The sequence below is a fragment of the Vibrio sp. 10N.222.46.A1 genome, assembly GCF_041473595.1.
GTDB lineage: Bacteria > Pseudomonadota > Gammaproteobacteria > Enterobacterales > Vibrionaceae > Vibrio > Vibrio tasmaniensis_A.
Window position 1 is genome coordinate 1 of sequence record NZ_JBFRSN010001081.1, and the last position, 900, is coordinate 900.

The following is a 900-nucleotide window of genomic DNA, read 5'->3' on the forward strand; positions in this document are numbered from 1 at the left end:
TCCTGTCGGTGGTGTTGCTAATATTGGACAACGGCCAACAGTTAATGGTGTAAGGCAGCAATTAGAAGTACATTTTTTTGACTTTAAAGCCAATTTATATGGTAAACAGTTAGAAGTGCGACTTTTGCACAAACTGCGCGACGAGATAAAGTTTGAGTCGTTTGACGCATTAAAGAATCAAATAGAATTGGATGCTGAAGCCGCAAGGGTGTGGCTGCTTCAGCTAAAGAATTAGTCGGATAATTCCACCGATTAACATAATGTCTAACTTCGCCCAATATAACGGAATTAAGAATCGATGAGTGATTATAAAGATACCCTGAACTTACCAGAAACAGGGTTCCCAATGCGTGGCAATCTGGCAAATCGTGAACCAGAAATGCTGAAGCGTTGGTACAAAGAAGACCTTTACGGTGAGATCCGTAAGGCAAAGAAAGGTAAAAAATCTTTCGTACTGCATGATGGCCCTCCATACGCGAACGGCGACATTCACATTGGCCACGCGCTGAACAAGATTCTTAAAGACATTATTATCAAATCTAAGACCCTTTCTGGTTTTGATGCACCGTACATCCCTGGTTGGGACTGTCACGGTCTTCCAATCGAGTTGATGGTTGAGAAGAAGAAAGGTAAGCCTGGTCAGAAGATTTCAGCGGCTGAATTCCGCGAAGAGTGTCGTAAGTACGCTGCGGGCCAAGTTGAAGGTCAGAAAGAGAGCTTCAAACGTCTTGGTATCATGGGCGAGTGGGATAAACCATACCGCACTATGGATTTTGGCACTGAAGCGAACATCATTCGTTCTCTAGGTAAAATCGCAGACAAAGGTCACCTACTAAAAGGTTTCAAACCTGTTCACTGGTGTACTGACTGTGGTTCTGCTCTGGCTGAAGCTGAAGTTGA

General features: G+C 43.8%; 2 protein-coding genes. Both read left to right on the top strand.

Annotation, left to right across the window (positions count from 1 at the left end; genetic code table 11):
* The coding region (locus AB4496_RS23955) for a riboflavin kinase (protein ID WP_372132262.1) at nucleotides 1–235 on the top strand (235 nt) is incomplete at its 5' end.
* Nucleotides 236–298: 63 nt separating this feature from the next.
* Nucleotides 299–900: class I tRNA ligase family protein (locus tag AB4496_RS23960; protein ID WP_372132265.1), on the top strand; the 602-nt coding region annotated here is incomplete at its 3' end.